Below are 22,917 nucleotides of genomic sequence, written 5' to 3' on the forward strand. Positions count from 1 at the left end.
AGCCCCCGCGGGGAGCTGCCGGGCGGCGACGTCAGTCCCGGTCCCACCAGTCCAGCGCCCGCCGTACCCCGGCCATCGGCAGCAGCCGGGCCCGCCACCGCAGCCACCGCGGCCGCCCCGCCGCCACCGCCTCGACGACCACGTCGACGTGCGAGCGCACGAGCCGCCCCACCTGGTTCCCCGTCCGCTGCTCGACCAGGACCCCTCCGGAGGGAACGCCGCGTCCGCCGGTGCCGAACCGGGCGTCCTCGACCGCGGCGAGCAGCCGGGTCAGCTCCCGCGCCGCCGGTGACCCCGGCTCGGTGAACTCCGACAGGTTCGCCGCGCGCTGACGCGGCGTCGTCGAGGCCGGCCAGCGCAGACCGAGGTCGTGCACCCGGTCCTCCAGCTCCTCCCACGCGGCCTCCGCGGACGCCGGGGTGTCACCCACCCGCGCCCAGCGCCGCCGCGACACCCACGCCGAGGACACCCGCGGCGTCAGCGCGGCGACCACCAGCAGCAGCGCCCCCATGAACCACCCCCAGGGCAGCGCCAGGAACCGGTCCCAGCCCGTGGGTTCGGCCTGCGCCGCCGGGTCCGTCGCGGCCGCGGTCGACGTCGTCGCCGGTCCGGTGGGTGCGCTCGCCGCCGCGCTGGGCAGCGGCGCGTTCGCCGACGCGGCCGGTTGCGAGGGGATCGGCTGCAGCGGTTGCGTGTACGCCGGGGACTGCCCGGTGCGGGTCGCCGGGGTCGGCTCGAAGCGGGTCCAGCCGACGCCCTCGAAGTACAGCTCCGGCCACGCGTGCGCGTCCTGCGCGCTGATCCGGTAGCGCCCCCGGGAGGTCTCCTCCCCGGGCAGGAAGCCGATGGCCACCCGGGCGGGGATGTCCAGGGAGCGGGCCATCACCGCCATGGCGGAGGCGAACTGCACGCAGAAGCCCGACTTCTCGGCCAGGAACGTCGCGACCGCGTTCGTCCCGCCGTCGTTCGGTGCCGTCGTGGAGTACGCGAAGCCCCCGCTGGACCGGAAGTAGCGCTGCAGGGCCGCGGCCCTCTCGTAGTCGTCCCGGGCTCCCGCGGTCACCTGCTGAGCGGTCTCGGTGACGATCGCGGGCAGTTCGGGCAGCTCGGTGTACCGCTCCCGGATCTCCTCCGGCGCCTCCGCGGCCGACCGCAGCTCACCCTCGGTCGGCTGGACCTCCAGGTGCGTGACCGTGTACTGCCGTCCCCGCGTGGTCTCCCCGTCACCGACGACGTTGAGGCTGTCGGTCTCGTAGAGCCACTCGCCCGCGATGTCGACGCGCAGCGCCGGGTACGGCAGCGGCAGGTACGTCTGGTCCAGCCCGCGGATCGCGATCGACGTCGACCGCACGACCGAGGAGTCCCGCACCGCGTCGGACAGCCCCGGCGCCGGGGTCAGACCGTCCTGCACCCGCTGGCTGCGGGGGATGTCGCCCCCGGTGCTGGGCGCCCAGGTCCCCCCGTCGAAGACGTCGGCGGTGACGATCCGCAGCGGCGAGGGGTCGGGCTCGTCGGTCTGGTAGGTCACGATCGTCGCCGACGAGCGGGCCCCGAGCGAGGCCTTGAGGTTCAGGATCGGGTTGATCACCGCGATGGTGTCCCCGGGGCCGGTGTCGATCGTCAGGGGGCGCTCGTCCAGCCCCGGCACCGCCGCCGGGACGGCCACGGCCGCGACGAGCGCGACGGCGGCCGTGGCGCCCGCGGTCACCCCGGCGACGGTCCGCGGCCGCCCGGGGCGGGCGGGGGCCGACCGCCAGACGGCGGTGCGCCCGCCGGCCAGCAGGACCAGGTAGGGGACGCCGACGGCCACGAAGGCCACGGCCCCGTACCCGCCGGGGGCCAGCGCCAGCGGGACGGCCATCACCGCCAGCAGGGGCAGACCGGCCAGGGCCGGCCGGCGCAGGGTCACGGCGAACAGGTCCACGACGAGGGCCACCAGCCCGGCCCCGGCGACCAGCAGCAGGCGCAGTCCGCGCAGGTCCACGGCCGGGACGCTGTAGCGCTGGATGACCTGGACCCCGTCGGTGGCGAGCGTCGCGAGGCGCTCGAACGTCGCGGGGGTGGGGACGACGCCGAGCAGCGCCGTCCCGCCGCCGAAGAGGACGACGAGGACGCCCAGCAGGACGACGGCCTGCACGACGACGGCCGCCGCGCGGCGGTGCAGCAGACCGCGCACGACGAGCCCGGCCCCCGCGACGGCGCACACCGCCCCGAGGGCTCCGACCATCCAGCCGGAGGAGACGACCAGCGGGCGCATGCCGGCGACGGCGGCGGCGCTGGCGGCGGCCGCCCACAGGGCGGCTCGGGCGCTGCGGGTCACGGGGTGACCTCCTGGGAGGACGGGGCCGGTGGCGGGGTCGACAGATGGTCCCCGCGCGCGCCGGGGCGGGTCAACCGGGCCCACACGTCGGGGACGTCGTCGTGCGCGCCGGCCACCGCGGTGCGCCAGCCGGCGCGGGCCAGCACGAGCCGGGCCCGTTCCAGGCCGGGCGAGGGGTCGTCGGCGCCGGCCCAGTCCGCGGTGCGCAGCAGCACCGCGAGGGCGGGGACGCCGAGCGGGCGGGCGGCGAGCAGGGGAGCGACGTCGTCCTCGTCGACCCGGCCGAGCACGGCGACCAGGAGCGTGGACTCCGCCCGGCCCAGTTCGGCGGTCGAGCGGGCCAGGCCGTCGGCCCCACCGGGGCGCAGCCGGGCCAGGGACCGCATGAGCCCCCGGACGGCCGACACCTCGTCGAGCTCGCGGGGCGGGTCGTAGGCGCCGTCGTGCAGCAGCCGCACGCGGTGGCGGCGCCGTTGCAGGTGCGCGGCGGCCGAGGCGGCGGCGCTGATGCCCCACTCCAGCGACGAGCCCGCACCGCGGCCGGCGTGGGCCTGCGCGCGGGTGTCGAGCAGGACCACGACGTCGGGCCGTCCGGGGTGCTCGTCGGAGCGGACCATGACGGCCCCCCGGCGGGCGGTGGAGCGCCAGTGCACGCGGCGCAGGTCGTCGCCCACCCGGTACTCGCGGATCGAGACGTCGTCGGGGGCGGCGGCGGCCGAGGCGCTCGCCGAGGAGCCGCGGGCGCCGCCCAGCTCCCCGAGCGTCACCTCCGACAGGGGGTGCACCCGCGGCAGCACGTCCAGGGTGACCGCGGTCCCGACGACGCGGTGGGCGCGGACGAGCCCGAAGACGTCGAGCGCGACGAGGCGGGCGGGGCCGAGGGCGTACGAGCCGCGCACCTCGGCCCTGACCTTGTACTCCAGGTCGAAGGTGTCGCCCTCGTGGACGCGGGGGACCGCGAGGCGGGCCGTCCCGCCCAGGGCCAGGGGAGCGGGGTCCTCCACCACGAGCCGCACCCCGGCCCGGCCGGAAGCGGCCAGGTGCAGCCGGACCGGGCTCGTCGCGCCGGCCTCGACGAGTTCGTCCTTCGACCTCGACACGAGGTCGAGGGTTCGGACCGCCCGGGTGGTGGACCACGCCGCCACCGCGACCAGCACGAGCACGAGCACGCCGATCCGCAGGAGGTCGCGCTGCCCCAGGGCGGCGCCTCCGACGACGGCGACGACGCCCACGAGCGCGAACACCCACCCCCGTGCCGTGGGGCGGGCGAGCGACCGGGACCTCCCGGGGGGCGGGGTGCTCACCGCGGTGAGGGCAGGGCCGTCGTGCGCAGCACGTCCCGCACGACGTCCGACCCCTCGCGACCGGCCAGCAGCGCGTCGGCGGTCGGCAGCAGGCGGTGGGCGACGACGGGGACGGCCAGGGCCTGCACGTCGTCCGGCAGGACGTGGTCGCGCCCCTCCAGAGCGGCGCGGGAGCGGGCCGCGCGCAGCAGGTGCAGGGCGGCGCGCGGGGAGGCCCCCAGCCGCAGGTCGGGGTGGGTGCGCGTGCGGCGCACGAGGTCCACGACGTACTGCTTGAGCGCGTCGGCGGCGTGCACGCCGCGCACGGCCTGCGACAGCGCCCGCACCTGCGCGACGTCCACGACCGCCTGCACCTCGTCCAGCGGGTCGGTGGCCCCGTGCTCGCTGAGCATCGTGAGCTCGGCCTCGGCGGAGGGGTAGCCCATGGAGATGCGGGCCATGAAGCGGTCGCGCTGGGCCTCGGGCAGCGGGTACGTCCCGTCCATCTCGACGGGGTTCTGGGTCGCGAAGACGATGAAGGGGCGGTCCAGGCGCCAGGTGGTGCCGTCGACGGTGACCTGCCCCTCCTCCATGCACTCCAGCAGCGCCGACTGGGTCTTGGGGGAGGCGCGGTTGATCTCGTCCCCGATGACGACGTTGGCGAAGACCGCCCCGGGGCGGAACTCGAAGGCGGCGCGCTCCTGGTTCCAGATGCTGGAGCCGGTGACGTCGCTGGGCAGCAGGTCGGGGGTGAACTGGATGCGCCGGACCGTGCCCTCGACGGCCCGGGCCAGCGACTTGGCCAGCATCGTCTTGCCGACGCCGGGGACGTCCTCGACGAGCAGGTGACCCTCGGCGAACAGGACGGTCAGCGCGAGCCGCACGGTGTCGTCCTTGCCCTGGATGACCCGGTCGACGGCCGCGGCGAGCGCGTCGGCGGTCCCGCGCAGCCGCTCGAGCGCGGCCGGCAGCTCCCGGGCGTCCGGCGGCAGGGGGTCGGCGGGGTGAGAGCCGGGAAGTGCGCTCGTCGTGGTCACGTGCCCTCGTCTCGTTCGGTGGGCGTCCGCGGGTCCGGACGACCGGGGGCGACGCCGGCGCCCGGCCGCAGGGCCGCGGGGACCGGCGACCGGGCGCCGGCGCCGGACGCCCCCACTCTGCCCCACGGTGCACCCCCCACGCCCGTCCACCGCCGGACCCGTCCCGCTCCACCGGCCCCCACCGCCTCCACTTCCCTCCACGGGACCGCCCCGAGCCGTCCCCGAGCCGCCCCGGGCCCGCCCGGCGAGGGGGATCGGCGGCCCGTGCGCGGACGGTGATCGTTCACGCCCCCGCGGGCCCCCCACGACGCCCCACCCCCTCTGACCTGCGTCGACGCGCAGTCACGCCGTCACTCTGGGTCGACTGACGTTGACGGTGGAGGAAAGTGGAGTACCGTGGAGGAGCGCGGTCCAGACAGGGCCGGGCAGCAGGACTCGACGAGGACAACAAGACCGTCCGGTGGGGGTTGCGCGGTGTTCCTGGGCACCCACACCCCCCGTCTGGACGACAAGGGGCGGTTGATCCTCCCGGCGCGCTTCCGGGACCAGCTGCTCGACGGACTGGTCATCACCCGGGGGCAGGACCGCTGCCTCTTCATCTTCACCATGCAGGAGTTCCAGCAGATGCACGAGGAGCTGCGGCGGGCGCCGCTCACCAGCAAGGAGGCGCGCGACTACCAGCGCGTCTTCCTGTCGGGTGCCTCGAGCGAGATGCCGGACAAGCAGGGCCGCTTCACCATCCCACCGAACCTGCGGCAGTACGCGGGCCTGGACCGGGACGTCGCCGTCATCGGCGCCGGCAGCCGGGTCGAGGTCTGGGACGCCCCGACCTGGGACGCCTACCTGGCAGGTGCGGAGACCTCCTTCGCCGAACGTGACGGGGAGGTCCTGCCGGGGATCCTCTGATCCCCTCCCGAGTCCGGTCGAGGCTCGGGGGAACCGCCGGACGCGGCCTCCAGCCGCTCGGACCCGGCGGTCCTGACACCACTTCCCCGGTGCCAGGGCCGACGGGCACGAGCGGATGGGGACCCCGTCCGACGGCGCACGACGGCAGGACACGGGACAGGGAACGGCTCGAGCGGGTGGAGCAGGGGGTGGGCACGGTGGGCGAGCAGCGTCCCGTCGCGGTCGCGCCCCGGGACGGTTCCGCCGCCGACCTCGCCGCCCACGCCGCCGCCCGGCACGCCCCCGTCCTGCTCTCGCGCTGCACCGAGGTGCTCTCGCCGGCCCTGACCCGGCCGGGTGCCGTCAGCGTCGACCTCACCCTCGGCATGGGCGGGCACGCCGCCGAACTCCTGCGCCGCCACCCGGGCCTGCGCCTGGTGGGCATGGACCGCGACCCGCACGCGCTCGAACTGGCCGCGCACCGCCTCCACGAGTTCGCCGGCCGGGTCACGTTCGTGCACAGCGTCTCCGACCGCTTCACCGACGCGCTCGACGAACTCGGCCTCGACGCGGTCGACGCCGTGTTCCTCGACCTCGGGGTCTCCTCGCTCCAGCTCGACGACGACGAGCGGGGTTTCTCCTACGCGCGCGACACCGCGCTGGACATGCGGATGGACCCGGCCACGGGCCCGACGGCGGCCGACCTGCTGAACACCCTGTCGCACGGGGAGCTGACGCGGGTGCTGCGGGTGTACGGCGAGGAGAAGTTCGCCCCGCGGATCGCGTCGGCGGTCCTGCGCGAACGCGCGACCGAACCCTTCACGAACTCCGCACGGCTCGTGGACCTGGTGCGCGCCAACGTCCCCGCCGCCGCCCGGCGCACCGGGGGCAACCCCGCCAAACGCACGTTCCAGGCGCTGCGCATCGCCGTGAACGACGAACTCGGGGTCGTCGAGCGGACCCTGCCGGCGGCCTTCGAACGGCTGGCGCCCGACGGCCGGCTCGCCGTCCTGACGTTCCACTCCCTCGAGGACCGCATCACCAAGAACGTCCTGCGGGAACTGTCCACGAGTTCGGCGCCCCCCGACCTGCCGTTCGTCCCCGCCGGTTCCGGACCCCGGGCCGAACTCCTCACCCGCGGGGGGGAACAGGCCGGCGAGGCCGAACTCGCGGAGAATCCCCGTGCGGCCTCGGCGCGCCTGCGTGCGGTGCGCCGGTTGCCGGACGAGGATCGAGCCGGTTCCACCGGACGCGGTCCAGGACGGGGTGCCCCGGGGAACCGCCGCCCGCAGCCGACGACGCGGAACCGCCGCCCGCAGCAGGACCTCGAGCCGGACGAGCCCGGCACGACCGACGGAAGGACGCCGTGATGAGCCAGCCCCTGATCGCGGCCCGGAACGCTCCGGTCCGCCAGCTCAAGACGTCCCCGGACGCCCGCCCCGAACTCCAGGTCATCGCCCCGCCCGTGCGGCACCGGCTGCGGTTGCCGCTGCCGGTCGCCTGCGTCGTGCTGCTGACCCTGGGACTGCTCGGGCTGCTCATGACGAACATCGCCATCGCCGGCGACGCCTACGAGATCACCGACCTGCAGGTGACGTCCGGGCGCATCGCCGACCAGCAGCAGGCCGTCGCCGAGTCGCTGGCCCGGCAGTCCTCGCCCGAGCAGCTCGCCGCCCGCGCCGCCGAGCTCGGGATGGTCCCCGCCCCCGACGCGGTGCACCTGACGGGTTCCGGCGCGGTGGGCGAGGCCAACCCGGCCCCCACCCCGTCCGCCACCGCCGGGACCCAGGGCCGGACCCCGGCGAACTGACGACAGCCGCCCACCCGTCCTGAGCCCGAGAGGTCACCGCGTGTCCCGTCCACGTCGCCCCGGCGCGTCCCGTCCCGACGCGCCGCGCCCGGACATGAGGATGCGCGTCTACACCCTCGGCGTCCTGGGCGGGTTGACCGTGCTCGGTGGCCGCCTGGTCCAGCTGCAGGGCGCCGACGCCTCGCAGCTGGCGAAGGACGCGCTGGACCAGCGGACGTCGACGACGACGCTGTACGCCAAGCGCGGTGACATCCTCGACTCCTCGGGGGTGGTGCTGGCCACGTCGGTGGAACGGCGCGACGTCATCGCCGACCCGTTGACCATCGGCGGGTTCAACCTGCGCAACGGCAAGCCGTACAAGGAGGGTCGCGGCACCGGCCCGGAGGGGGCCGCCGCGCTCCTGGCCCCGGTCCTGGGCATCGACCCGGCGACCCTGACGGCCAAGCTGACCGGGACCAACCGGTACGCGGTCGTCGCGGTGGGCATCACCCCGCAGCTGTGGCAGCAGGTCTCCGACCTCGGGATCAGCGGCATCACCTCCCAGCGCCAGACCCAGCGCATCTACCCGACCGGCGCGGCGTCCTCGACCCTCGTCGGAATCCTGGGCACCCCCGAGGAGACGGAGGCGGGCGAGTTCACCGACCACCCCCTCTCGGGTCTGGAGATGGCGCGCAACTCCCTGCTGGTCGGTACCGACGGCTGGATGCGGTACGAGCGCAGCGCCGGCGGCCAGGAGATCCCGCTGGGGGACAGCGAGACCGCCGAACCCGTCGACGGGACGTCGCTGCACCTGACGATCGACTCGGACCTGCAGTGGAAGGCGCAGAGCGCCATCGCGGCCAAGGTCGCCGAGACGGGCGCCGAGTCCGGCACCGTCGTCATCATGGACAGGCAGCAGCGGCTGCTCGCCCTGGCCAGCGCGCCCAGCCTGGACCCGACGAACCTCGTCGGCCTGACCAACGACCAGCTGCAGAACACCGCCCTCACCAAGGTCTTCGAACCCGGGTCGACCGCGAAGGTCGTCACCCTGGCCGCGGCCCTGGAGGAGGGCGTCGTCACCGCCGACAGCAGGTTCACGGTCCCCGGCGAACTCGTGAAGTACGACAAGGCGTTCCACGACTCCCACGAGCACGGCGACGAGAAGCTCACCCTCGCCGGCATCCTCGCCGTCTCCAGCAACATCGGGACGATCCTGGCCGGGGAGAAGCTGAACGCCGACCTGAAGACGACCTCGACGATCCTGCACGACTACCACCTGGCGTTCGGGTTCGGCGCCAAGACGACGCTGAAGTTCCCCGGTGAGAGCGCGGGCATCCTGGGCGACCCGGCGAAGTACTCCGGGACCCAGCGGTACACCGTCATGTTCGGCCAGGGCCTGTCGGTGACGGCCGTCCAGGCGGCGTCGGTGTTCGCGACCATCGCCAACGACGGCGTGCGGGTCGAGCCCACGCTCATCGCCGGGACCTCCGACCCGGACGGGAACTACCGGGCCGAACCGGGTGGGCAGACCTCCCGGGTGGTCAGCGCCACGACCGCGAAGACGTTGCGGGACATGATGCAGTCCGTCGTCAGCGAGGCCGGCACCGCGGCCGCCGCGGAGATCCCCGGGTACCTGGTGGCCGGCAAGACGGGCACCGCCAACCGGTACGACGTGGACCTCGGCCGGTACGACGGGTACACCGCCTCCTTCATCGGCCTGGCCCCGGCCGACGACCCCGAACTCGTGGTCGCGGTGATCCTGCAGGACCCCAAGACGAACTACTACGGCGGTTCGGCCGCCGGCCCGGTGTTCAAGGACGTCATGACCTACGCGCTGGCGCGGCGCGGGGTCGCCCCCTCCGCCGAACCCCCGGCGGACCTGCCCCTGACGTGGGGCGGCGACGAGGCGGCCGAGCAGTCGATCAGCACGGGCGCGGTCGGCGACACGGTGGGGCAGTGAGTCCGGCACGATGAGCGACACCTCGACGGTGCGACACGGGACGACCGGTGCGGACCGGGCGGCCGGGGCGGGTAGCCTCCCACCGTGCCGATGACCGACGGCGAACGACCCACCCTCGGGGACCTGGCCCAGGTCCTCGGCACCCCTCTCCCCGGTGCGTCGACCGCCCACCCCCCCACGACGGTCACCGGAGTCACCCTCGACTCCCGCCGCGTCCAGCCCGGCGACCTCTACGCGGCGCTGCCCGGGGCCAACGTCCACGGCGCGCGGTTCAGCGCGCAGGCCGCCACCGCGGGCGCGGTGGCCGTGCTCACCGACCCCGCCGGGCAGCCGGACGCCGCCGCCACGGGTCTGCCCGTCCTCGTCGTCGACGACCCCCGCGCCGTGCTGGGAGACCTGGCCGCCCGCGTCCACGGCCACCCCGGGCGGGCGCTGCGGACCGTCGGGGTGACCGGGACGAACGGCAAGACGACCACGGCCTACCTCGTGGAGTCGCTGCTGCGCGCCGCCGGCTGGACCACGGGGCTGCTCGGGACGATCGAGACCCGCATCGCCGGGGAGCGCATCAGCAGCGTCCGCACCACCCCCGAGGCCCCCGACCTGCACGCCCTGCTGGCGCGGATGGTCGCCGCGGGCGTGCGCGGCTGCGCCCTGGAGGTGTCCTCGCACGCCCTGGCCCAGCACCGGGTCGACGGGCTCGTCGTCGACGTCGCCGCGTTCACCAACCTGTCCCAGGACCACCTGGACTTCCACGGGTCCATGCAGGGGTACTTCGAGGCCAAGGCCGCCCTGTTCACCCCCGGGCACTCCCGGTGCGGTGTCGTCTGGGTCGACCCCACCGACCCCGACCGCTGGGGCGAGCGGCTCGCGGACCGGGCCACCGTGCCCGTCAGCACCGTCGGGCCCGAGGGGGACTGGCGCGTGCGGGAGGTCCACGGCGAACGCGCCGGCAGCACGTTCCGGCTGACCGGCGGCGAGCCGGGCCGCGAGGTCGACCTGCACCTGCGCTGCCCGCTGCCGGGGGAGTTCAACGTCGCGAACGCGGCGCTCGCCGTCGTCGCCGCCCTCGAGCTCGGCCTCGACCCGGACCTGCTCCCCGGCGCGCTGGCCGCGGCCGAGGGGGTCCCCGGCCGCATGCAGCCCGTGGTGCGCGAGGGGGCTCCGCTCGTCGTCGTGGACTACGCGCACACCCCCGACGCCCTCGACCGCGTGCTGCGGACGCTGCGGGAGGCCACCCCGGGCCGGTTGGTGGCCGTCTTCGGCGCCGGCGGGGACCGCGACCGCGGCAAGCGCCCGCTCATGGGCGCCGCCGTCGCCGCGGCCGCCGACGTCGCCGTCGTCACCGACGACAACCCCCGCTCGGAGGACCCGGCCGCCGTCCGCGCCGCCGTCCTGTCCGGCGCGCGGTCGGTGGCCGGGGGATCGGCCGAGGTCGTCGAGGTGCCCGACCGGCGCGCCGCGGTCGCCGCGGCCCTGGCCCGCTGCACCGGCCCGGGGGACACCGTCCTGCTCGCCGGCAAGGGCCACGAACGGGGCCAGGAGACCGCCGGGGTCGTCGCCCCGTTCGACGACCGCGAGGTCGCCGCCCGAGAACTCGAGGAATGGCTCGCGGTGCACGCCGCGCGAGGAGGTACGCAGTGATCGCGCTGACCGCGGCCGAGGTCGCGGAACTGGCCGGGGGCGAGGTCCGCAGCGGGCCGCCGACGGCCCGGACGCAAGGACCGGTGGTCATCGACTCCCGCGCCGCCGCACCGGGTGCGCTGTTCGTGGCCCTGCCCGGGGAACGGGTCGACGGCGCCGAGTACGCCGCGGCCGCCGTGCGCGCCGGGGCGACCGTCGTCCTCGCCGAGCGCGTCGTCGACCTGCCCGACCCGGCCGCCCTGGTGCTCGTCGAGGACGGCGTCGCCGCCCTCGGCCGCCTGGCCGCCGGGGTCCTCGACCGCCTGCGCCGCGACGGCGCCGGCCCGCTGGTGGTCGGGGTCACCGGGTCCCAGGGCAAGACCACGACCAAGGACCTGCTGGCCCAGGTGCTGCCCGGGCCCGTCGTCGCCCCGCAGGGCAGCTTCAACAACGAGATCGGCGCCCCGCTGACCGTGCTGCGCGCCGACGGGTCGACGCGCTCCCTCGTCGTGGAGATGGGGGCCCGCGGGATCGGGCACATCGCCCGGCTGTGCGCCGTGGCCCGCCCCGACGTCGGCGTCGAGCTCGTCGTCGGCGCCGCCCACGCCGGGGAGTTCGGCTCTCTGGAGGCCACCGCGCAGGCCAAGGGCGAACTCGTCGAGGCCCTGCGGCCCGACGGGCTCGCGGTGCTCAACGCCGACGACGACCGGGTCGCCGCGATGGCCTCCCGCACCACCGCGCGGGTCCTGACGTTCGGCCGCAGCCCGCACGCCGACGTCCGCGCCGACGACGTCGCGCTCGACGACCGCGCCCGCGCCCGGTTCGTCCTGCGCACCGGGTCCGAGGCCGCCGACGTCCGGTTGCGCCTGCACGGGGAGCACCAGGTGACGAACGCGCTCGCCGCGGCCGCCGTCGCCCTCGGCACCGGGAGCCCGCTGGCCGACGTCGCGCGGGCGCTGTCGGAGGCGGAGGTCACGAGCCCCGGCCGCATGCAGGTCGTCGAGCGCGCCGACGGCGTGACGATCGTGCACGACGCCTACAACGCCAACCCCGACTCCGTGCGCGCGGCGCTGAAGGCCCTCGTCCAGATGGCCGGGGCCCGCCGCACCTGGGCGGTGCTGGGGGAGATGCTCGAACTGGGCCCCGCCTCCCGCGACGAGCACGACGTCGTGGGCCGCACCGTGGTCCGGCTCGACGTCGACCAGCTCCTCGTCGTCGGCGCCGGCGCGCGCCCCGTCTACACCGGCGCGGTGATGGAGGGTTCCTGGGGCGATGAGGCCGCGTTCGCCGAGGACGTCGACGCCGCCCTGGAGTTCCTCGAACCCCGGCTCCAACCCGGGGACGTGGTCCTCGTGAAGTCGTCCAACGGAGCGGGCCTGGCCCGGCTCGCCCAGACCCTGATCAGTGCGGAGGCGTCGGAGAAGTGAGGACCGTCCTCATCGCGGGAGCGTTCTCGCTCGTCGTCGCCCTCTTCGGGACGCCGCTGTACATCCGGTGGCTCGTGCACCGCAAGTACGGCCAGTTCGTCCGCGACGACGGGCCGACGACCCACCACACCAAGCGCGGCACCCCCACCATGGGCGGGGTCGTCATCATCCTCGCCGCGCTGCTGGCGTACGCCGCGGCGCACCTGTTCACCGGCCGGGCGCCCACGGCGTCCGGGCTGCTCGTCCTGGGGCTCATGACGGGGCTGGGGATCGTCGGTTTCCTCGACGACTTCCTGAAGATCTCCAAGCAGCGCAGCCTCGGCCTCACCGCCCGGGCCAAGCTCATCGGCCAGGGGATCGTCGGCATCGCGTTCGCCGTGCTGGCCCTGCAGTTCCCCGCCGACGACAAGGGCGGCGCGACCCCGGCGTCCACGCACATCTCGGTGCTGCGCGACACCCCGCTCGACCTCGCCTGGTTCGGGGCGATCGGCGGCACCATCGCCTTCGTCGTCTGGGTGCTGCTCATCACCTCCGCCGTCAGCAACGGCGTGAACCTCACCGACGGGCTCGACGGGCTCGCGACGGGGGCCACGACGATGGTCCTGGCCGCCTACGTCCTCATCTGCACGTTCCAGTCGAACCAGAGCTGCTACAGCCTCGCCGAGGTCGAGGCCCGCTGCTACGAGGTCCGCGACCCCCGCGACCTCGCCGTCGTGGCGGCCGCCGTCATGGGGGCCTGCTTCGGGTTCCTGTGGTGGAACGCCAGCCCCGCGAAGATCTTCATGGGTGACACCGGGTCCCTCGCCCTCGGCGGGGCGCTGGCCGGGCTGGCCATCCTGTCCCGCACCCAGATCCTGCTGGTCATCCTCGGCGGGCTGTTCGTCATCATCACGCTGTCGGTCATCCTGCAGGTCGGCGGGTTCAAGCTCACCGGCAAGCGCCTGTTCCGGATGGCCCCGCTGCAGCACCACTTCGAACTGGCCGGCTGGGGCGAGGTCACGATCGTCATCCGGTTCTGGATCGTCGCCGGGCTGTTCGTCTCCCTCGGCCTGGGCATCTTCTACGCGCAGTGGGTGACCGGCGCGTGACCGTCTTCGAGTCCTGGCTCGGCAACCCCAACCCGCGCGCCGACGACACCGACCGCGTCCGCGAGCTGCGCCACGCCACCTCCCGGTGGGCCGGGCTGCGCACCCTCGTCACCGGCATCGGCGTGTCCGGTTTCGCCGCGGCCGACGCCCTCCTCGAGGTCGGCGCCGAGGTCGTCGTCGTCGACGCCGCGACGGGGGAGGCCCAGCGCGAGAAGGCGCAGCTGCTGGAGGTCCTCGGCGCTCGCGTCCACCTCGGTCCCGAGCACGTCACCGCACCACCCGCACCGTGGGACGCCTTCGACCTCGTCGTCACCTCCCCGGGCTGGCACCCCGACGCCCCGCTGCTCGTCTCCGCCGCCCTGGCCGGGGTCCCGGTGTGGGGCGACGTGGAACTGGCCTGGCGCCTGCGGCCCGAGACCGGCGCGGCGCCGTGGCTGACCCTGACGGGCACCAACGGCAAGACGACCGTGGTGGAGCTGCTCGCCTCGATGCTGCGGGCCGCGGGCCTGCGCGCCACCAGCGCCGGGAACGTCGGCACGCCCCTGGTGGAGGCGCTGCGCCACCCCGCCGGGTACGAGGTCCTCGCGGTGGAGCTGTCCAGCTACCAGCTGCACTGGCTGTCGACCGACCTGGAGGCCTCCGTGCGCCCCCGGGCCTCGGCCGTCCTCAACATCGCCCCCGACCACCTGGACTGGCACGGCTCGCTGGAGGCGTACGCCCTGGCCAAGGGGCGCATCTACCAGAACACCGAGATCGCCTGCGTGTACAACGTCGCCGACCCCCGCACCGAGGACCTCGTGCGCGAGGCCGACGTGGTCGAGGGCGCCCGCGCGATCGGGTTCACCCGCGCGGCGCCGCGGCTGTCCATGCTCGGCCTGGTCGAGGACGTCCTGTGCGACCGCGCCTTCGTCGAGCAGCGCCAGTCCCACGCCGCGGAGCTGTGCTCGCTGAAGGACCTGCGGCCGGAGGGGTCGGACGACCCGGTACCGCCGCACACCGTCGAGAACGTGCTGGCCGCCGCGGCGCTGGCCCGCGCGCACGGCGTCCCGCAGGTCGCCGTCCGCGACGGCGTCCTCGCCTTCCGCCCCGCCCCGCACCGGGTCGCGACCGTGCTGGACCCGCGGCGCTCGGCCGGGGTGCGGTACGTCGACGACTCCAAGGCCACCAACGCGCACGCCGCGAACGCCTCGCTGTCGGCCTTCGAGCACGTCGTGTGGATCGCCGGCGGCGACGCCAAGGGCGCCGCGTTCGACGACCTCGTCACGGCGCACGCGGGCCGGCTGCGCGCCGCGGTGCTCATCGGCCGCGACCGCGAGCTGGTGGCCCGGGCGCTGCGGCGACACGCCCCCGAGGTCCCCGTGGTGCTGGTCGACCTCCCGCAGGATGGGTCCGTGAGCGAGCTGATGGACTCCGTCGTGGCGCGCGCCGCCGAGCACGCCCGCGCGGGGGACGCGGTGCTGCTGGCCCCGGCCTGCGCCTCGTGGGACCAGTTCCGCTCGTACGGCCACCGCGGGGACGAGTTCGCCGCCGCCGTCACCCGACGGTTCGCCGCGGGGGCCTGAGGTGGCCGTCGAGGGGACCCGCCAGCGCGTCCCGGGCTGGGTGTCCCGCTCCCGCCGCCCGGAGTGGCTGGGCGCCACGGGGGAGTGGGTCCGCGAGCGCACCCGCCTGCTGGACTCCCCGCTGGCGACGCACCACGTGCTGCTGGCCACCACGTCCGTGCTCGTCGTCATCGGGCTGGTCATGGTGCTGTCCAGCTCCAGCGTCGAGTCGCTGACCGCGAACGGGTCGCCCTACGCCATCTTCAAGAGCCAGGCCATGTTCGCGGTGCTCGGCGGGATCGTCCTGGTCGTGGCCAGCCGCGTCCCGGCCCGGGCCTGGCAGCGGCTGGCGATCCCGGCGCTGCTGGGGTCGGCGCTGCTGCAGCTGCTGGTGTTCGTCCCGGGCATCGGCATCGAGGTCGGCGGGAACCGGAACTGGATCGAGATCGGGCCCCTGCGCGGGCAGCCGTCGGAGGCGGCCAAGGTGGCGCTGGTCCTGGCCCTCTCGCTCGCGCTGACCCGGCGGCGGGACGCGCTGGGCGAGCCGCTGAAGCTGGCCGGGGCGATGGTCCTGCCCGTCGGCCTCACCGTGGGCCTGGTGCTGCTGTCCCGCGACCTCGGGACCGCGCTGATCATGATCGGCGTGGTCGTGGTGATGCTGTGGGTCGCCGGCATCCCCGGCCGCTGGTTCGCCCTGGCCGGCGCCGGGGCGCTGGTGCTCGTGACGCTGCTCGTGGTGACCAGCGAGAACCGGATGCACCGGGTGCAGGACTGGCTCTCCGGCGCGGCCACGACCTCCGAGCAGATCCAAGGACTGGCCTGGCAACCCGTCCAGGGCAAGTACGCCCTGGCCTCCGGGGGGTTCTGGGGCCTGGGCCTGGGCGCCAGCCGGGAGAAGTGGTCGTGGCTGCCGGAGGCCCACAACGACTTCATCTTCGCGATCATCGGCGAGGAGCTCGGGCTGCCCGGGACGCTGACGATCCTCGTCCTGTTCGCCGTCCTGGCCCTCATGGTGCTGCGGCTGGTGCGGCGCTCGGAGAGCTTCTACACCAAGCTCGTCGTGGCCGGCATCGGCGCGTGGATCCTCGGCCAGGCGGTGCTGAACATCGGCGTCGTGCTGAGCCTGCTGCCCGTCATCGGCGTCCCGCTGCCGCTCATCTCCCACGGCGGTTCCGCGCTGCTGCTGACGATGCTGGGCATCGGGATCCTGCTGTCCTTCGCCCGCGCCGAACCGGGCGCACCCGAGGCGATCCGGGCCCGCGAGTCCGTCGTCGCCCGCTCCCTGGCCGTCCTCCCGCAGCGGGGGCGCTCCACCCGCACACGCACGACGAAGGGTCAGCGGTGAACGTCCTGCTCGCCGGTGGCGGCTCGACGGGGCACGTCGCCCCGCTGCTGGCCACCGCCGACCTCCTGCGCCGCCGGGACCCGGCGGCGGGGGTCCTCGTCCTGGGCACCGCCGAGGGGCTGGAAGCCCGCCTGGTGCCCCAGCGCGGGTACGACCTGGCCGTGGTGCCGCGCGTGCCGCTGCCGCGCAAGCCGTCGGGCGACCTGCTGCGGCTGCCCGGCCGGCTGCGCGCCGCCGTCGCCGGGGCGGCCGGGGCGATCCGCGACGTGCGGGCCGACGTCGTCGTGGGGTACGGCGGCTACGTCGCCGTCCCCGCCTACCTCGCCGCCCGCCGCGCCGGCGTCCCGATCGTCGTGCACGAGCAGAACGCGCTGCCCGGCATCGCCAACCGGCTCGGGGCCCGGTGGGCCCGCAGCACCGCGGTCACCTTCCCCGGCACCCCGTTGCCGCGCGCCGTCCACACCGGCATGCCGCTGCGCGCCGAGGTCGTCGCCCTGGCCGCGGCGACCGACCGGGACGCCCGCCGCCGCGCCGCCCGCACCGACCTCGGGCTCGACCCCGACACCCCGACGCTGCTCGTGACGGGCGGGTCGCTGGGGGCCCAGCGCATCAACGACGTCCTCGGCGCCTGCGCGCCGGACCTGACCGCGGCCGGCGTGCAGGTCCTGCACGCCTGCGGCCGGGGCAAGTCCGTCCCCCTCGCCGACGGCGTCGACCCCTCCCGGTACGTCGTGCGCGAGTACCTCGACGGGATGGACACCGCCTACGCCGCCGCCGACCTGGTCCTGGGGCGCAGCGGCGCGGGGACGGTCAGCGAGCTGACCGCGCTCGGCCTGCCCGGGGTCTACGTCCCGCTGCCCATCGGCAACGGCGAGCAGCGGCGCAACGCCGAGTCGGTCGTCGCGGCCGGTGGCGGGCTGCTGGTCGCCGACGCCGACCTGGACGTCGCCTTCGTGCGCTCGCGCGTGCTGCCGCTGCTGACCGACCCCGCCGCCCTGGCCGCCACCGCGCGCGCCGCCGCGGGGTTCGGGGTCCACGACGGGGCCGAGCGCCTCGCCGACCTCGTCGAGGCGGCGGCCCGGTGAGCGCGCTCGCGGACCTGGGCCGGGTGCACCTGCTCGGCCTCGGCGGTGTCGGGGTCTCCGGGGTCGCCCGCCTGCTCGCCGCCCGCGGCGTGGTCGTCTCGGGCACCGACTCCGTCGACTCGCCCACGCTGCGGCGGCTCGCCGAGCTCGGCATCCGCACCTTCGTCGGGCACGACCCGGCGAACCTGGGCGACCTCGGGCCCGGGGACACCCTCGTGGTCAGCTCGGCCGTGCGCGCCGCGAACCCCGAGCTCGTCGCGGCCCGGGAGCGGGGGCTGCGGGTGCTGCACCGCTCCCAGGCCCTGGCCGCCCTCATGGCCGGCCGGCCGGGGGTGGCCGTGGCCGGCACCCACGGCAAGACGACGACCACCTCGATGCTCGCGGTGGCGCTCGTCGCCGCCGGTCTGGACCCTTCCTACGCGATCGGCGGGGAGCTGACCGGCGGCAGCGACGGGGGAGCGCGGCACGGGTCGGGCCCCTTCGTCGCCGAGGCCGACGAGTCCGACGGGTCCTTCCGCGAGTACGAGCCCGTCGTCGACGTCGTGACGAACGTCGAGCCCGACCACCTCGACCACTACGGCACCGCGCAGGCCTACGCCGCCGCGTTCGAGGAGTTCCTGGCCCGGTTGCGGCCGGGGGGCCTGCTCGTGGCGTGCGCCGACGACCCGGGGTCGGCGGCCCTGGCGCGCACGGCCGTCGACCGGGGCGTCCGCGTCCGCACGTACGGCACGTCCGGGGCCGCCGACGTCCGGCTGACCGACGTCCGGCTGGGCACCGCCCCGAGCGCGGTCCTGGACGACGACGGGGTCCGCCGGGACCTGCGGCTCGTCGTGCCCGGCGAGCACAACCTGCGCAACGCGGCGGCGGCCTACTGCGCCGCCGTGGAGCTGGGGGCCGACCCCGCTCCGGTGCTGGAGGGGCTGGCCCGGTTCGGCGGGGCGCGGCGCCGGTTCGAGCCGAAGGGCGAGGCGGCCGGTGTGCGCGTCGTCGACGACTACTCCCACCACCCCACCGAGGTGGAGGCGCTGCTGCGCGCGGCCCGGCCGGTCGCCGGGGACGGACGGGTGGTCGTGGTGTTCCAGCCGCACCTGGTCAGCCGCACCCGCACGTTCGCGGCCGAGTTCGGCCGGGCGCTGGGGCTGGCCGACGAGGTCGTCGTCCTCGACGTCTACGTGGCCCGGGAGGACCCGGACCCGGAGGTCACCGGGGCGCTGGTGGCCGACGCGGTCCCGCTGCCCGCCGAGCACGTGCGGTTCGTCCCCGAGTTCGACGCGGCGACCGGGGTGCTCGCCGGCCTGGTGCGCCCGGGGGACCTGCTGCTGACGGTGGGGGCCGGGGACGTCACGCTCCTGGGCCCGCGGGTCCTCGACGCGCTGGCGGCCCGCTGATGGCTTCGCGCCCGACGCGGCCGCGGCAGCCGCCGTCCGTCCCGCCCGAGCCCGAGGCGAAGGTGGCCGGCACCCCGCAGCGGCGCCGCGCGCTGCGGGCGGCGGGCACGTCCACGACGGTGTCGCGGGCCTCGTCGACGCCGGCGCGACCAGCGCCGCGCCGGGCCGCGCCCTCGCGCACCGCCCCGCCGAAGGCCGCGGAGCGGTCGCGGACGCGGACGCGGGCCGACGTCGCCGACCTGGCCGGGGCCCGCAAGGCGCGCCGCTGGCGGCCGGGCCGGCGGGCGCTGGGCGTCCTGGCGGGCCTGGTCGTCCTGGCCGTCGCCGTCGGCTGGTTGCTGCTGGCCTCGCCGTGGCTGCGGGTCGAGACGATCCGCACGACGGGTCTGGTGCGCACCGACCCGGCCGCGGTGGCCTCGATCCTCGACCGGGCCCGCGGAACCGCGCTGGCCGGGGTGAACACTCGGTCGCTCAGCCGCACGGTCGAGGACCTGCCGCTGGTGGAGCGGGTCGACATCACCCGGTCCTGGCCCTCGACCCTCGTCGTGACCGTGCACGAGCGCCAGGCCGTCGCGGCCGTGCCCTCCACGGCGGGGGGCGTGGACCTCGTCGACGGCGAGGGCAACGTCCTCGTCCACGAGGCGGACGCCCCGGCCGGTGTGCCGACCCTCGAGGTGGACGTCGCGGCGGCGGGCAGCGACGCGCTGACGACGGCGATCGCGGTGAACGCGACGCTGTCGAACGAGCTGCGCAGCCGGGTGTCGTCGATCTCGGCGACGGGTCCGGACGCGGTGACGTTGCACGTCGAGGGTGGCCCGCAGGTGTTCTGGGGCGACGACGGCCGCCCCGAGCGCAAGAGCGAGGTGCTCCTGCGCCTGCTGGCCGAGGACGCGGTGGCCGGGGCGCGCAGCGTGGACGTGTCGGCCCCGGACGCCCCGGCCGTCACCCCCTGAGGCCGGGGGTCTCGAGGGGACCGCAGCAGGTCGTGCCGGTCACGCCTCAACCACTGCGCGTCACTTCCTGAGTACCCACAGCGATTTGAGGGCTGGATCACCCGTCTGCTCGGGGTGTTGTCGCGACACGCCGCACGATCGGTTGCAGTCGGGCCGCTTCGCTCCCTACGGTCACGCCCAGAAGAAGATGACATAACGTTGACCCTCTACCTGAGGGTCAGGGTTGGCTCCATCGAACAGACAGATCAGGCGAAAGAGGCGAGAGGCAACCACCGTGGCAGCTCCGCAGAACTACCTAGCGGTCATCAAGGTCGTCGGCGTCGGCGGCGGTGGTGTGAACGCGGTCAACCGGATGATCGAGGTCGGCCTCAAGGGCGTCGAGTTCATCGCCGTCAACACCGATGCGCAGGCCCTGCTGATGTCGGACGCCGACGTCAAGCTCGATGTCGGCCGCGAGCTCACCCGCGGGCTCGGCGCCGGCGCGGACCCCGAGGTCGGCCGCAAGGCCGCCGAGGACCACGCCGAGGAGATCGAGGAGGTGCTCAAGGGCGCCGACATGGTCTTCGTCACCGCCGGTGAGGGTGGTGGCACCGGCACCGGCGGCGCCCCCGTCGTGGCCCGCATCGCCCGTTCGCTCGGCGCCCTGACCATCGGCGTCGTGACCCGCCCGTTCGTCTTCGAGGGCCGCCGCCGGGCCAACTCGGCCGAGAGCGGCATCGCCGAGCTGCGCGACGAGGTGGACACCCTCATCGTCATCCCGAACGACCGGCTGCTGTCGATCTCCGACAAGCAGGTCAGCATCCTCGACGCCTTCAAGTCGGCCGACCAGGTCCTGCTGTCCGGGGTCCAGGGCATCACCGACCTCATCACCACGCCCGGCCTGATCAACCTCGACTTCGCCGACGTCAAGTCGGTCATGCAGGGAGCCGGTTCGGCCCTCATGGGCATCGGCTCGGCCCGCGGCGACGACCGGGCCATCCACGCCGCGGAGTCCGCGGTCAACTCCCCGCTGCTCGAGGCGAGCATCGACGGCGCCCACGGCGTCCTGCTGTCCATCCAGGGCGGCTCCGACCTCGGCCTGTACGAGATCAACGAGGCGGCCCGGCTGGTCCAGGAGGCCGCCCACCCCGAGGCGAACATCATCTTCGGGACGGTCATCGACGACGCCCTCGGCGACGAGGTCCGCGTGACCGTCATCGCCGCCGGCTTCGACGCGGGCACCCCCAAGACGCGTCGCGACGAGCGTGCCCTCGGGCAGGTCTCCGGCCGCCCCGTCCCGGCCAGCGCGGTGCCCCCGCGCGCCACCCGCCCGGCCTCGGCGGCGCCGGAGCCGACCCACACCCCGGCCCCGCAGCCCCAGTACACCCAGGCGCAGCCCCAGCAGCCGGCGTACGCCCCGCCGCAGCCCGCCCAGCCGGCCCCGCAGCCGCAGTACGCCCAGCCGCAGTACGCCCAGCAGCAGTACGCGCAGCAGCAGACCCCGCCGCCGGCCCAGCACCGCTCGCCCGAGCCGCAGCAGCAGTACGCCCAGCAGGCGCCCCAGGTCGTGCCGACGCCCGATCCCGTCCAGGTGCCGCGCATCATCGAGCTGCCGCAGGAGACCGCGGCCGTCCGCCGTCCCGGTCGCGTGCGCCCGGAGGAGGACGACCTGGACGTGCCCGACTTCCTCAAGTGAGGGTCGCGGTCCGCACGACGTGAGCACGACGAGCGTCCCGCTGCTGGACGCCGGCCTGCCGGCCGGCGTCCGCGGCGGGTTCACCACCCGGGCCGGCGGGATCAGCCGCGCACCCTTCACCGGCCTCAACCTCGGCGACCACGTCGGGGACGACCCCGCGCTGGTCCGCGCCCACCGCGAAGCCCTGCGGCGCAGCCTGCCCGCCGACGCGCTCGTCGTGCCCCAGCAGGTGCACGGCGCCGACGTCGTCGAGGTCGTCACCCCGCCGGCCACGCCCCCCCGGGCCGACGCCCTGTTCACCCGGGTGCCCGGCCTCGCCCTGGCCGTCGTCGTGGCCGACTGCGTCCCGGTGCTGGTCTTCGACGCCGCGGCCGGGCTGGTCGGGGTCGCGCACGCGGGCCGTCCCGGGCTGGTCGCCGGGGTCGTGCCCGCCCTGGTCCGGTCGATGCGCGCGGCGGGGGCCACCCGGCTGGTCGCGGTCCTGGGACCCTCCATCTGCGGGAGCTGCTACGAGGTCCCGCAGCAGATGGCCGACGACGTCGCCGCCGTCGAGCCCGCCGCCCGCGCCCGCACGCGCCGGGGCACCCCGGCCGTCGACGTCCCGGCCGGCGTCCGGGCCCAGCTGCACGCGGCGCGGGTGCCGGTCACCGGCCTCGCGCGCTGCACGGCCGAGCACGACGACCTGTTCTCCTACCGGCGCGACGGCTCCACCGGCCGCTCGGCCGGGGTGGTGGTGCTGACGTGACCCGCGAGCAGGAGCTGACCGCCGCCCTGACCGCGACCCGCGAGCGCGCCGCGCGCGCCGCGCGCGCCGCCGGTCGCGACCCCGCCGAGCTGACCCTCGTCGTGGTGACGAAGTTCTTCCCCGCCTCCGACGTGCGGACCCTGGCCGGGCTCGGCGTGCGCGACGTGGGGGAGAACCGCGACCAGGAGGCGGGTGCGAAGGCGGCTGAGCTCGCCGGCCTGCCGGACCTGCACTGGCACTTCGTCGGGCAGCTGCAGACCAACAAGGCGCGCTCGGTCGTCCGGTACGCCCACGCGGTGCACTCGGTCGACCGGCCGCGCCTGGCGCAGGCGCTGGGACGGGCCGCGGAGCAGGCCGGCCGCGACGTCGGCTGCTTCGTCCAGGTGGACCTGGCCCCCGGGCTGGGGCTGGAGCCCGACGCCGCGCGCGCCGGCGCCGCGGGCGAGGACGTCCTGCGGGTCGCCGACGCCGTCGCCGGGCAGGCCGGCCTGCGGCTGCGCGGCCTGATGGCCGTCGCTCCCCTGGGGGTGGACCCGGCGCGGGCCTTCGCCGAGCTGGTGCGCACCGCCGAGCGGGTGCGGCGGGTGCACCCCGGGGCGCGGGAGCTGTCGGCGGGCATGAGCGGGGACCTCGAGCAGGCCGTCGCGGCGGGTGCGACACACCTGCGTGTCGGCAGCGCGATCCTGGGATCTCGGCCCGGCGCGCGGTAGCGTCCCCGCATCGGCTCCCGCCCCCCGGGAACCCGACCCACGACACGACGAGCACGATCCCGAGGA

At 75.7% G+C, this 22,917-nt stretch carries 18 protein-coding genes; 15 read left to right on the forward strand and 3 right to left on the reverse strand.

Features of this window, described 5'->3' with window-relative positions; all coding sequences use genetic code 11:
• Positions 1-31: 31 nt before the first annotated feature.
• From ACRYRX_RS10900 to ACRYRX_RS10910, 3 genes are read right to left on the reverse strand one after another with little or no spacing between them, the layout of a single operon-like run.
• Entirely contained in the window at positions 32-2,320 is a 2,289-nt protein-coding gene (locus tag ACRYRX_RS10900) for a transglutaminase family protein (RefSeq protein ID WP_432511941.1), read from the reverse strand.
• A complete protein-coding gene (locus ACRYRX_RS10905) occupies positions 2,317-3,624 on the reverse strand; it encodes a DUF58 domain-containing protein (protein ID WP_432511942.1) in 1,308 nt (435 codons plus the stop codon). Before ACRYRX_RS10905 ends, ACRYRX_RS10900 begins: the two co-directional genes overlap by 4 nt.
• The gene (locus ACRYRX_RS10910) at positions 3,621-4,640 is read right to left on the reverse strand and encodes an AAA family ATPase (RefSeq protein ID WP_432511943.1); all 1,020 of its coding nucleotides are present in this window, start codon (positions 4,638-4,640) and stop codon (positions 3,621-3,623) included. Before ACRYRX_RS10910 ends, ACRYRX_RS10905 begins: the two co-directional genes overlap by 4 nt.
• 474 nt (positions 4,641-5,114) lie before the next feature.
• On the opposite strand from ACRYRX_RS10910, the gene mraZ reads away from it, so the two are divergent.
• The 15 genes from mraZ to ACRYRX_RS10985 all read left to right on the forward strand — a co-directional run bounded on the left by mraZ (position 5,115) and on the right by ACRYRX_RS10985 (position 22,851).
• Positions 5,115-5,546 carry a division/cell wall cluster transcriptional repressor MraZ gene (gene mraZ, locus ACRYRX_RS10915; protein ID WP_432511944.1) on the forward strand — a complete coding sequence of 144 codons (432 nt, stop codon included), beginning with the start codon at positions 5,115-5,117 and terminating at the stop codon, positions 5,544-5,546.
• 197 nt (positions 5,547-5,743) lie between these two features.
• A complete protein-coding gene (gene rsmH, locus ACRYRX_RS10920; protein WP_432511945.1) occupies positions 5,744-6,895 on the forward strand; it encodes a 16S rRNA (cytosine(1402)-N(4))-methyltransferase RsmH in 1,152 nt (383 codons plus the stop codon).
• The gene (locus ACRYRX_RS10925) at positions 6,895-7,335 is read left to right on the forward strand and encodes a hypothetical protein (RefSeq protein WP_432511946.1); all 441 of its coding nucleotides are present in this window, start codon (positions 6,895-6,897) and stop codon (positions 7,333-7,335) included. The genes rsmH and ACRYRX_RS10925 overlap by 1 nt, the downstream gene beginning before the upstream one ends.
• Positions 7,336-7,435: 100 nt before the next feature.
• On the forward strand, positions 7,436-9,274 hold the full coding sequence (locus ACRYRX_RS10930; protein WP_432511947.1) for a peptidoglycan D,D-transpeptidase FtsI family protein: 1,839 nt from the start codon (positions 7,436-7,438) through the stop codon (positions 9,272-9,274).
• Positions 9,275-9,364: 90 nt separating this feature from the next.
• On the forward strand, positions 9,365-10,915 hold the full coding sequence (locus ACRYRX_RS10935; protein WP_432512018.1) for a UDP-N-acetylmuramoyl-L-alanyl-D-glutamate--2,6-diaminopimelate ligase: 1,551 nt from the start codon (positions 9,365-9,367) through the stop codon (positions 10,913-10,915).
• Positions 10,912-12,321, forward strand: a complete 1,410-nt coding sequence (locus ACRYRX_RS10940; protein WP_432511948.1) for a UDP-N-acetylmuramoyl-tripeptide--D-alanyl-D-alanine ligase — start codon at positions 10,912-10,914, stop codon at positions 12,319-12,321. The genes ACRYRX_RS10935 and ACRYRX_RS10940 overlap by 4 nt, the downstream gene beginning before the upstream one ends.
• Positions 12,318-13,409, forward strand: coding sequence for a phospho-N-acetylmuramoyl-pentapeptide-transferase (gene mraY, locus ACRYRX_RS10945; protein WP_432511949.1), 1,092 nt, complete (start codon positions 12,318-12,320; stop codon positions 13,407-13,409). Before ACRYRX_RS10940 ends, mraY begins: the two co-directional genes overlap by 4 nt.
• Positions 13,406-14,971 carry a UDP-N-acetylmuramoyl-L-alanine--D-glutamate ligase gene (murD, locus tag ACRYRX_RS10950; protein ID WP_432511950.1) on the forward strand — a complete coding sequence of 522 codons (1,566 nt, stop codon included), beginning with the start codon at positions 13,406-13,408 and terminating at the stop codon, positions 14,969-14,971. The genes mraY and murD overlap by 4 nt, the downstream gene beginning before the upstream one ends.
• 1 nt (position 14,972) lies before the next feature.
• A complete protein-coding gene (gene ftsW / locus ACRYRX_RS10955; protein ID WP_432511951.1) occupies positions 14,973-16,295 on the forward strand; it encodes a putative lipid II flippase FtsW in 1,323 nt (440 codons plus the stop codon).
• Complete coding sequence (murG, locus tag ACRYRX_RS10960; protein ID WP_432511952.1) at positions 16,292-17,380, forward strand: undecaprenyldiphospho-muramoylpentapeptide beta-N-acetylglucosaminyltransferase; 1,089 nt, start codon at positions 16,292-16,294, stop codon at positions 17,378-17,380. Before ftsW ends, murG begins: the two co-directional genes overlap by 4 nt.
• A complete protein-coding gene (gene murC / locus ACRYRX_RS10965; RefSeq protein ID WP_432511953.1) occupies positions 17,377-18,768 on the forward strand; it encodes a UDP-N-acetylmuramate--L-alanine ligase in 1,392 nt (463 codons plus the stop codon). Before murG ends, murC begins: the two co-directional genes overlap by 4 nt.
• Positions 18,768-19,721, forward strand: coding sequence for a cell division protein FtsQ/DivIB (locus ACRYRX_RS10970; RefSeq protein WP_432511954.1), 954 nt, complete (start codon positions 18,768-18,770; stop codon positions 19,719-19,721). The genes murC and ACRYRX_RS10970 overlap by 1 nt, the downstream gene beginning before the upstream one ends.
• 274 nt (positions 19,722-19,995) lie before the next feature.
• Positions 19,996-21,396 carry a cell division protein FtsZ gene (gene ftsZ, locus ACRYRX_RS10975; protein WP_432511955.1) on the forward strand — a complete coding sequence of 467 codons (1,401 nt, stop codon included), beginning with the start codon at positions 19,996-19,998 and terminating at the stop codon, positions 21,394-21,396.
• 19 nt (positions 21,397-21,415) lie between these two features.
• Positions 21,416-22,141 (forward strand): peptidoglycan editing factor PgeF, encoded by a 726-nt coding sequence (pgeF, locus tag ACRYRX_RS10980; RefSeq protein WP_432511956.1) that lies wholly within the window; start codon positions 21,416-21,418, stop codon positions 22,139-22,141.
• Positions 22,138-22,851, forward strand: a complete 714-nt coding sequence (locus ACRYRX_RS10985; protein ID WP_432511957.1) for a YggS family pyridoxal phosphate-dependent enzyme — start codon at positions 22,138-22,140, stop codon at positions 22,849-22,851. Before pgeF ends, ACRYRX_RS10985 begins: the two co-directional genes overlap by 4 nt.
• Positions 22,852-22,917 lie beyond the last annotated feature (66 nt).

The sequence above is a fragment of the Kineococcus lubricus genome, assembly GCF_050871965.1.
GTDB lineage: Bacteria > Actinomycetota > Actinomycetes > Actinomycetales > Kineococcaceae > Kineococcus.

What these genes read in the sequence shown, in the direction of transcription:
- ACRYRX_RS10930 (WP_432511947.1), top strand. Translation starts at nt 7,436, where the DNA reads ATGCGCGTCTACACCCTCGGCGTCCTGGGCGGGTTGACCGTGCTCGGT.
- ACRYRX_RS10970 (WP_432511954.1), top strand. Translation starts at nt 18,768, where the DNA reads ATGGCTTCGCGCCCGACGCGGCCGCGGCAGCCGCCGTCCGTCCCGCCC.
- ACRYRX_RS10935 (WP_432512018.1), top strand. Translation starts at nt 9,365, where the DNA reads ATGACCGACGGCGAACGACCCACCCTCGGGGACCTGGCCCAGGTCCTC.
- ACRYRX_RS10925 (WP_432511946.1), top strand. Translation starts at nt 6,895, where the DNA reads ATGAGCCAGCCCCTGATCGCGGCCCGGAACGCTCCGGTCCGCCAGCTC.